This is a genomic window from Kitasatospora sp. NPDC047058 (assembly GCF_040643935.1).
Classification (GTDB): Bacteria; Actinomycetota; Actinomycetes; order Streptomycetales; family Streptomycetaceae; genus Kitasatospora.
Map to the genome: position 1 here is coordinate 17,555 of NZ_JBEYVJ010000089.1, position 9,576 is coordinate 27,130.

General features: G+C 73.6%; 7 protein-coding genes. 2 read left to right on the forward strand and 5 right to left on the reverse strand.

Annotated features, from left to right (window positions below):
- Positions 1 to 53 precede the first annotated feature (53 nt).
- From ABZ885_RS16415 to ABZ885_RS16425, 3 genes are all read right to left on the reverse strand, one after another.
- A complete protein-coding gene (locus ABZ885_RS16415) occupies positions 54 to 1,787 on the reverse strand; it encodes an acyl-CoA dehydrogenase (RefSeq protein ID WP_360188227.1) in 1,734 nt (577 codons plus the stop codon).
- Entirely contained in the window at positions 1,784 to 3,670 is a 1,887-nt protein-coding gene (locus ABZ885_RS16420; RefSeq protein WP_360188229.1) for a fatty acyl-AMP ligase, read from the reverse strand. The genes ABZ885_RS16415 and ABZ885_RS16420 overlap by 4 nt, the downstream gene beginning before the upstream one ends.
- Positions 3,671 to 3,842: 172 nt before the next feature.
- Complete coding sequence (locus ABZ885_RS16425; protein WP_360188236.1) at positions 3,843 to 5,216, reverse strand: histidine kinase; 1,374 nt, start codon at positions 5,214 to 5,216, stop codon at positions 3,843 to 3,845.
- A 601-nt stretch (positions 5,217 to 5,817) separates the two neighbouring features.
- On the opposite strand from ABZ885_RS16425, the gene ABZ885_RS16430 reads away from it, so the two are divergent.
- Positions 5,818 to 6,732 (forward strand): ABC transporter ATP-binding protein, encoded by a 915-nt coding sequence (locus tag ABZ885_RS16430; protein ID WP_360188230.1) that lies wholly within the window; start codon positions 5,818 to 5,820, stop codon positions 6,730 to 6,732.
- A gap of 9 nt (positions 6,733 to 6,741) precedes the next feature.
- Here ABZ885_RS16430 and ABZ885_RS16435 read toward each other — a convergent pair whose 3' ends face one another.
- Both ABZ885_RS16435 and ABZ885_RS16440 read right to left on the reverse strand, forming a co-directional pair.
- Entirely contained in the window at positions 6,742 to 7,743 is a 1,002-nt protein-coding gene (locus ABZ885_RS16435) for a ParB/RepB/Spo0J family partition protein (RefSeq protein ID WP_360188232.1), read from the reverse strand.
- A gap of 329 nt (positions 7,744 to 8,072) precedes the next feature.
- Entirely contained in the window at positions 8,073 to 8,363 is a 291-nt protein-coding gene (locus ABZ885_RS16440; RefSeq protein WP_360188234.1) for a hypothetical protein, read from the reverse strand.
- Positions 8,364 to 8,591: 228 nt separating this feature from the next.
- Here ABZ885_RS16440 and ABZ885_RS16445 point away from each other — a divergent pair, with 228 nt between their 5' ends.
- Entirely contained in the window at positions 8,592 to 9,359 is a 768-nt protein-coding gene (locus ABZ885_RS16445; RefSeq protein WP_360188237.1) for an alpha/beta fold hydrolase, read from the forward strand.
- Positions 9,360 to 9,576 lie beyond the last annotated feature (217 nt).

Consider the following 9,576-nt stretch of genomic DNA (forward strand, 5'->3'; position numbering starts at 1 on the left):
TCCTTGCATCGATGGGGCTCCTGGCCGGGCGAGGGCGGCCCGGGCGCCGTCGGTCAGCCGGGGACGGGGGTGTCGTAGAGGTCGAAGCTGCGCCGGTCGGCGAAGCGCAGTTGCAGCTCGTGCCGGACTCTCGTCGCGCACTCGGGCGGCAGGGCGTCCACCGGGGTGCCGAGTTGTCTGGCGATCCGGTGCAGCGCCATCGCCGCCCAGCTCGGGTCGGCCAGGAACGGGTCCCGGCCGTCCCGGCCGTGCCGCCACACGCCCGCGACCGAGGCCGCGGCGAGCAGCAGCGCGTACCGGTCCACCAGGGGGAAGCTGACGGCGCCGCGCGGCCCGGCCCGGTCCGCGTCGGACAGCGCCAGCACCCGCTGCTGCAGGTCCCGCAGCTCGCCGACCAGCCGGCCGGCCAGGGTGCGCAGCGCCCGGTCGGCGGGCGAGCCCCCGGAGGCGCCCTCCGCGACCGCGACCAGCTCGGCGCTGAGGCTGTCCCGGCCGCAGGCCAGGCTGAGCCGCGTGCGGTCGAGCGGCGGCACCCCGGTGCCGAGCCGGAAGAGCTCCGCGGGCGGCTCCGGCTCGGCGAACCACGAACCGCGGGCCAACCACGGCAGTTGCGGGATGACGGTCGCCTGGCAGGCCACCGTCCCGGCGTGGCCGAGGCTCAGCACCGGGACGTCGCGGACGTGCTTCTGGAAGATGCCGAGGTTGCCGTCCCGGGTGTAGATCCCGGCGCCGAGCACGACCGACAGGTCGTACATGGTCTTGATGAGCACCTTGGGCAGCAGGTACTTGAGCGAGGCGGAGTAGACGCTGGTCTGCTCCGGCAGCAGGTGCAGCGCCCGGGTGGCGACCACCGCGAGGGCGTCGTACAGCAGCAGGTTGACGAACGCGTTGACCAGCGCCTGGTCGATCTTGGCCGGGTCGGTCCAGGAGGAGCCGTACGATCCGCCGAGGCGGCGGTCCAGGTCGAACTGGACGGCGGTGCGCAGGCTGGTGTCCACCGCCGCGAGGGCCAGCGAGGCGATCACGGTGCGGCTGATCTGGAAGGAGCGCAGCGCCGTCTCCACCCCGCTGCCGGCCGCGCCGAGCAGGGCGGACTCCGGGGCCGGGCAGTCGTCGAAGGCGATCCCGGTCCACAGGCAGCCGCGCAGGCCGACGGCGTGGTGCCGGGGCAGCACGGTGGCCCGCCCGGCGGGCAGCTCCCGCGGGTCGAGCAGCAGCACCGAGTGGCTGCTGCTGCCCGGGGCGGGATCGGTGCGGCAGAACAGGACCAGCGCCTCGGCCCGGCTCAGGTTGTTGATCATCGGCTTGGAGCCGGTGAGCACGAAGCCGTCGCCCGCCCGGCGCGCGGCCACCTGGCTGCGCACGTAGTCGTTGCTGTGCGCGGTCTCGTGCTGCGCGATCGCGGCCCGCGCGCCCCGGAGCAGGAGGCCGGCCATCCACTCCTGCTGGGCCGGGGTGCCGGTGATCCAGACGTCGGAGGCGGCCATGAAGGTGTGCATGCCGTAGCCCATGCCGAGCCCGACGTCCCGGCGGAACAGCGGCCGCATCACCCGGACCAGGGTCTCGACCGAGTCCAGCCGCCCGCCGAGGTGCCGCGGCACGTACTCGGCGCTGACGCCGAGCCCGTCCAGCAGGTCCTCGGCGGCGGCGAACGGGACGGCCGCGCGGTCGGCCGGGAGCAGCCGGCGGTAGCCGTACGGGTTGCCCTCGTCGGTCGGGTCGCCGAGCGCGGTCTCGATCTCCGCGACCCGGGCGGGAGCCGGGGCGGGCGAGAGCAGCGCGGTCATCGTCGCAGCCCCCCGCCGGCCGGTTCGGGCCCCCGCAGGCCGGTGCCCGGTCCATCTCCCGTCAGGCCGGCACCGAGCAGGTCGTCGCCGAGCAGCTCCGCGCCGGGCAGGTCGTCGCAGCCGCGGACCAGGGCGCGCATGACCGGGTCGAGCACCTCGTAGTCGCCGCGCAGCTCACCGTCCAGGAAGAGCCGCCGCATCAGGGTGCGCTGCACCTTGCCGCTGGTGGTGCGGCGGACGGTGCCCGGCGGGACGAGCAGCACGTTGCCGGCCGGGATGTTGAAGTCGCGCCCGAGCAGCGCCTGGATCCGCTGGGCGAGCCCGCGCAGTCCGGCGGCGTCGGTGTCCGGCCCGAGGCCCTTGACCTCCTGGACCACGACCAGCTGCTCCCGGCCCGCCTGCGCCGCGAAGGCCGCGCCGAGCCCGAACCCCGGGTGGAGGCCGCGCACGGCCCACTCGACGTCCTGCGGGTAGACGTTGCGGCCGTTGAGGATGACGACCTCCTTCAGCCGCCCGGTGACGTACAGCTCGCCGTCCTCCAGCACGCCGAGGTCGCCGGTGCGCAGGAAGCCGGTCTCGCCGTCGCTCAGGGTGGCCCGGAAGGTCTCGGCGGTCTCGGTGTGCCGCTGCCAGTAGCCCCGGGCGACGCTGTCGCCGCGCAGCCAGATCTCGCCGACCGCCCCGGGGGGCAGCTCGCGGTGGGCGACCGGGTCGACGATCCGCAGGTCGAAGCCCTGCACCCGGCCGGAGCCGACGAGGGTGCGGAAGGGCTGCTCGATCCGGTCCGGGTCGGCCGGGGTGAAGCGGTCGCGCTCCAGTTCGGTGGCGTCGACGGCCGTCGCGGCGTACGCGGTCCCGGGGACGCCGCCGGAGACGATCAGGGTGGCCTCGGCGAGCCCGTAGCAGGGGTACAGGGCCTCGGGGCTGAATCCGGCGGCGGCGAAGCGCTCGGCGAAGGCCTTCAGGGTGGTCTGGCGGACGGGCTCGGCGCCGTTGAGCGCCAGCCGCCACCGGGAGAGGTCCAGCTCGGCGAGCTGCTGGTCGGTCACCCGGCGGACGCACAGGTCGTAGCAGAAGTTGGGGCCGCCGCCGACGGTCACGCCGTGGTCCTGGATCGCCCGGAGCCAGCGGTGGGGCCGCTTGACGAACGCGGTGGGCGTCATCTGCACCGAGCAGCTGCCGAGCCAGATCGGGTGCAGCAGGTGCGCGATGAGGCCCATGTCGTGGTAGTGCGGCAGCCAGCCGCCGAAGCGGTCCTCGGCGGTGGTGCCGAACGCGTCCTGGAGGGCCTGCTGGTTGGCCAGCAGGTTGCGGTGGGAGACCATCACGCCGCGCGGGTCGGAGACCGAGCCGGAGGTGTACTGGAGGAAGACGAGGTCCTCCGGGTCGGCGGGGGCCGGCTCCAGCCAGTTCTCGGGGTCGCCGAGGCCCGGGGTGTCGGTCGCCAGGCAGACCACGTCGGCGCTGTAGGAGTCCGCCAGGCAGAGGGCGACCTCGGGGGCGCTGGCGGTGTCGGTGAGCACCAGCCGGGTGCCGACGTCGCGGAGCACCGCGGCGGTCCGGTTCAGCCGCTTGCTGTCGCCCTCGGCGCCGGGCAGCGGGACGGGGACCGCCACCGCGCCGGCGTACAGGCAGCCGACGAACGCCTTCAGGAACTCGGTCGTCGACGGGTAGAGCAGCAGGACGGGCCGGCCCTCGGCGCGGTGCGCCTGGAGGACCGCGGCGATCCGGCGGGCCTCCCGGTCCAGCTCGGCGTAGCTGAGCGTCTCGGCGACCAGCCCGCCCGGGGTGTCCCGGAGGAAGATGTGGGCCGGCGCGTCGGCGAGTTCGGCGGTCCGGGCCCGCACGAGCTCGGTGAAGGTGACGAAGCGTGACAATGACATCCCCTCGGATCATCTCCGGCACTGCGGGCCCCGCACACCGGGCCCTTCGTACCGTCCGATGATCGCGCGGGGCGCTAAAGCCCCGCTTAGGGCGTGTCACGGACGGCGTGGGAAGCCCCGGGAGGCCCCGGAGTTGCGCCCCGCCGGCCGGTGGCCGCGCAGCCGTGGGCGGTCAGCAGCAGGGACAGCCCGCCGTGCAGGGGGCGGCGGCGGCCGCCGGCGCGGACAGCGCGCACGGCAGCTCCATGGTCAGCCGGGTCGGGCCCCCGCGCGGGCTGCTCAGCGTGAGCGTGCCGTCGAACGCGGCGAGGCGGCACTGGATGCCCCGCAGTCCGCTGCCGAGCAGGGGGTCGGCGCCGCCGTGGCCGTCGTCGGCCACCTCGGCCCGCAGCAGCCCGGCGGCGTGGGAGAACTCGACGCTGGCGTGCCGGGCACCGCTGTGCTTGGCGGCGTTGGCGAGCGCCTCGCTGACGGCGAAGTAGACGGCCGACTCGACCGGGGCCGCGGCCCGCCCGGGCACGTCGGCCCGCACCTCGACCTCCAGCGGGACGTCCAGGACGAGGGCGCGCACCGCGTCGACCAGTCCGCGCTCGGCGAGGACCGGGGGGTGGATGCCGCGGACCAGGTCGCGCAGCTCCTGGAGGGCCCGGGTGAGGTTCTCCTGGGTCTCCGTCACCAGCTTCTTCGCGGCCTGCGGGTCCCGGTCGATGAGCGCCCCGACCGCGCCGAGGCGCATGCCCACGGCGACCAGCCGGGCCTGGGCGCCGTCGTGCAGGTCGCGTTCGATCCGGAGCAGTTCGGGGGCCTGGCCGCCGCCGGCGTCCGGCCGGAACGCGGTCACCGGGTGGACCCGGTGGGCGGGCCCGGCCCGTTCGGCGGGCCCGAGCAGCGCCCGCGTCCAGTGGCCGTGCAGGCGCAGCATCCGCTCCGCCGCGCCGAGCCCGGCGGCGGCCAGGGCGAGGCCGAGGAGGGCGGCGTCGGTGCCGTCCAGCGGGAGGAGGGCGTAGCCGGGGGTGGTGTGCAGGGCCGGCTGGGCCAGGCCGAGCAGGCCGTAGCCGACCAGGAAGGGCGGGACGGCGGCGGTCGCGCCGCCGATCAGCGGGTTCAGCAGCACCCACAGGTAGTCCCGCCAGGTCGCCGGGTCGGTCCACAGCCAGCCGATGGTGCGGGTGGTTCCCGCGAACCGGCGGGCCCCGTGCGGGCTGTGGCCGTGCGGGCCGTAGCCGCGCAGGAGCCGGCCGTACGGGGTGCGCTCCGGCTCGGGGCGCGGCAGGTACGGCGAGGGCACGGGCACGCCGGACCACTTCCCGGCCAGCCGCCGGGCGAGGCCGGCCGCCGCCCTGGTGAGCCCGGTCACCGCCGGGAACAGCGGGAAGAACCCGAGGCAGAACCAGAGCGCGAAGCCGACCAGGGTGGTGGCGAGCAGTCCGAGCGTGGCCGGGACCAGGGCGGCGAGCACGGTCAGCCGCCCGAGGGCCGTCGCGTGCCCCCGTGCCCGGGCCACGGCGGGCACGCCCGTCGGCCGCTCGGCCACTGGGGACTGCATGCTGCTCACGGCACCTCCAGTGGTCGGTCCGGTACCGTCGGCTCGACACCCGTCTACCGCGGTCACGCTCCGAACCTTCGTCATTCGACAGTAGGGCGCGCGGGCGGAGGGCAGAATCCACTCCGGCACCCCTTAGGGGTCGGGCCGGGCCGGACCCCTAGCGGCGCGGCGCCGATTGAGGGGTTCCCGGCGGAAGGTCAGGGGTTCTCCGCCACAGGACCGTCACACGGCGTCCGGTCCCCGGCTGTGTGCTGTGTGCTGTGTGCTGCCTGCTGGTTGCGCACCGGTTGCCGGGGCCGGCGGACCGGTGCACCGGCTGACCGGCGCCCGGCTGCCCGGCGCCGGCTCACCGGCGCACCGACGGCGAATTCCGAACGCCTTTTCCCATCCGATAACGGATCCGCCCGCCGACTTGTGCGCAGAATCGTTTCCGTGCGATTTTCATTCGGCAGCCGAAATCGAACGCCCGGCCCGGAAATCGGTGGGGGTAGCCCCACTGCGCCCGGGGCATAGCGGGGTGGCCGGGCAGGGCGGACGGACCGTAGGTTTTCAAGCCCCGGCCGACACCGGCCACGCAGACAGGCATTCGAAAGGACGGCACATGTCCGTGGTGATTGACGTACGGAACCTGCGCAAGACGTACGGTGACGTCGTGGCGGTCGACGACGTGTCCTTCGCCGTCGAGGAGGGCGAGATCTTCGGGATCCTCGGGCCCCGCGGCGCGGGCAAGACCACGATCGTGGAGTGCGTCGAAGGGCTGCGCGACCGGGACGGCGGCCGGATCGACGTGCTCGGCTGCGACCCCCGCCCGGCCCGGTCCGGGATCACCCGGCGGATCGACGCCCGGCTGCAGGACGGCCGGGCAGCCGACCGCCTCCGGGTCGCCGAGGCGCTGTCGCTCTACAGCTCCTTCTACCGCGACCCCGCCGACTGGCGGCGGCTCGTGGACGCGGTCGGGCTCACCGGCGGGCCCGGGGGTGACGGGCCGTCCGCCGGGCTGTCCGGCGAACCGGACGAGCAGCTCGCCGGCGTGCTGGCGCAGGTCGGCAACCCGCAGGTGGCGGTGTTCGACGAACTGACCACCGGGCTGGACCGGCAGTCCCGCGAGGACACCTGGGACCTGATCGAGGCCGTCCGCGCCAGCGGCGTCACCATCCTGCTGGTCACCGAGTTCTGGGAGGAGGCCGAGCGGCTGTGCGACCGGATCGCCCTGATGGACAAGGGCCGGCTCGCCGTCACGGACACCCCGGCCAGGCTGCTCGAACGCGTCCGGAGCGGGCAGCGGATCCAGTTCCGCCCCTCCGTGCCGTTCGACCACAACCTCCTGGCACAGCTGCCCGACGTCAGCGGCGTCAACCGTCAGGGCGACCACGTGGTGGTGACCGGCAACGACAACGCGCTGGGCGAGGTCACCTCCCTGCTGGCACACCACCGGGTCCTGGCCGGAAACCTGCGCGTCGACGAGGCCGCACTGGACGCGTTCCTCGCCCTGATCAGCAAGCGCGCCGCCACCTGACCGACCGTCCTATTCGGGATTCACGATCCGGGCCCGCCGATTCAGCTCCTGGGCGAAGTCCTCCCAGATCTGCGAGTTCTGACGGGAGAGCTGGATGATCAACTCGATGCAGTGCGAGGGCACGGACGCACAGATGTCCGTCATCTCCTTGGCGCCCAGCACGTTCTCCTTGAACATCCGCAGCAGCCGCCGGCCCAGCTCGCTCTGGCGCAGCGACGGATCGCGCATCAGCTTCTCGAGGGTGACGGTCGACGGGGGGCCGACGACGACCGGGGCCGGGGCCGGAACGGGCTCCCGCCGGGACTCCGCCGCGGCGCCGCCGGTGTTCCGCTGACAGGGGACGGGCCCCTCGCCGCGCTCCAGCCGCCGGCGCACGTCGAGCGCCGTCGCGGGCGAGACACCGGCCGACCTGGCCACCTGCCGCAGCGAGGCCTCGGGGTTCTCGCGGATCAGCTCCGCCACCCGCAGCCGCCCCGTCGCGCCGTTCAGCGGGCGGACCTTGCCGTCCCGCCCGACGCGGAAGTTCGACGGCGGCACGGCGTCGGACGAGCGGCGCAGCTCCGCGACGGCCCGGGCCCCCAGGCCGGTCGACTTGGCGACGGCCCGGTCCGACATGGTGGGGTGCGACTTGAGGATCCGCAGCGCGGCCGCGGTGCGGTCGGCCTGCGACAGCGGGAGACCGTGCTCGACGTTCGCCTCGACCGCCTTGAGGAACGCCTCCTCGCGGCTGCCGTCGAAGAACCTGACGTCGATCGCGTTCCGCCCCTTGAGGGAGGCGGCCATCAGACGGTGGATCCCGTCGATCACCCGCATCGTCCGCCGGTCGACCAGGATCGGCGGCAGCGGGCTCTCGACCGCCGCGAGCCGCAGGACGTGGACCTTGTCCTCGCCCTCCAGCCGGGGCGAGTCCCCGGGCAGGATCTCCAGGATCGGAACCGAGACGGTCTCCGGTTCGTCGTCCCAGCGATCGTCAATTCCGATCGGTATTACGCTGTGGGCTAGCAGGCCCATACTGCACCCCCATGACAACTCCGGCGAGTCATTTGCAGCAGTGGAGCAGAAATCTGGTCAATAGCCGTTCGGGCTGTTTTCGAATTAACGTGAATCACACGCTAGCAGCCCGGTCTGCACCCCGGAACCCGCCGCCGGGGGACTTAGGGGTCCCCCTCACCGGAGTAAGGGCCCCCGCCCCGGAGGGCGCTCAACCGGGCCGGCGCGCCGGTTGAACGACGGCAACGCGACGGAGCTCCGGCCGGTCGACCTCAGGTCGACCCCTGCCGGAGCTCCGTCGCGTTCGCACCCTCCGCCGCCTGGGCGGCCCGTCACGTCGCGTCGATAGGCTACGCCTCCTCGGCGGCCGGCTCCTCGGCCGGCGCCTGCGGCACCGCCGGGACGCTCAGGCCGGGAACGGTGAGGTCCGGAACCGTCTTCACCGACTCAAGAGCCGACTCGATCGCCTCGGCCAGCGAGGGCGAGACCTCGTCGTCGAAGTCGACCCTCGTGACCGCCACCTCCGCGTCGGTCGGAAGCGCGTCGGTCGAGAAGACCGCGCCGTCGAAACCCTCCTGCAGGACCGCCGACTCCTCGTCGGTGATCTCCCGACTGAGGACCAGGGAGAACTTGTGCCCCATGTACGTCACCTCTCAATGTCGCCGCGTAATTCGGAAAACAACCGGGATCATCGGGACAACGCAACAGGCAGCCACGTTCCCTCGCCCCAAAGAGATACCAGCCGGGCCGCCGCCCGGGCACCGTTCAACTGTCCCGTTCCCACAGTTGAGCGGACAACCGCGGGCCGCCGCATTCGCTATGTTCGGATTTCGATCCAACGATCCGGTGTGACTACCTTCTGGAGTGGCATGTCTCGGCCTTCGCCCGGAGATGAACTGTGGTGCCGACGTTTTCACCCTGCCGAAAACCCGGCCGCGCGACTGGTGTGCCTCCCGCACGCGGGCGGTTCGGCGTCCTTCTACCTTCCGGTCTCGGCGGCGCTGAGCCCCGATGTCGACGTCCTCGCCATCCAGTATCCCGGCCGGCAGGACCGTCGGATGGAGCAGCCCATCGACGACCTGGCGGTCCTCGTCGACCGCATCCACGAGGTGCTCCGGCGGCAGCCGGAGCTCCCCCTCACCTTCCTCGGCCACAGCATGGGGGCGGTCATCGGCTTCGAGCTGACCCGTCGTCTCGAGGCCGAGGGGCACGGCCCGGTGCGGCTGTTCGCCTCCGGGCGGCGCGCGCCCTCGACGTTCCGGCAGGAGAACACCTTCCGCAGTGACGACGCGATCCTCGCCGAGGTGCGCCGGCTGAGCGGCACCTCCTCGGCCCTGCTCGGGGACGACGAGATGATGCGGGCCGCGCTGCCCGCGCTCCGGGCCGACTACACGGCGGTCGAGGCGTACCGCTGTGCGCCCGGGGTCACCGTGGACGCCCCGATCACCGTGCTGACCGGCGACAGCGACCCCAAGACCACCCTCGACGAGGCGAAGGCCTGGGCCGACCACACGACGGAGCCCCTCGACCTCCGCGTGTTCGCCGGCGGGCACTTCTTCATCAGCGAGCGGAGCAAGGACGTCATGAAGGTCCTCGTCGAGCACTTCCAGCAGGAGCGGACCCGGATCGCCGGCTGACCGCTCCCTCCGGAACGGGGAGGCGCCGGCGCTGCCTCCCGGCCCCCGACGGCCCCGCAACGGCCCAGCGAACCTGGGCGGTTGCGGGGCCGTCGCCGTCGCGGGCGCGGACGGTGCGCCGGACCGGCACCGGGCGGCGGCGTCGAACGAGCTTGCGGATGATCGCGTTTCGCTCCGCAGTCAGGAGGGTGTCCCACTCGGCCATGAGTCCGACGAC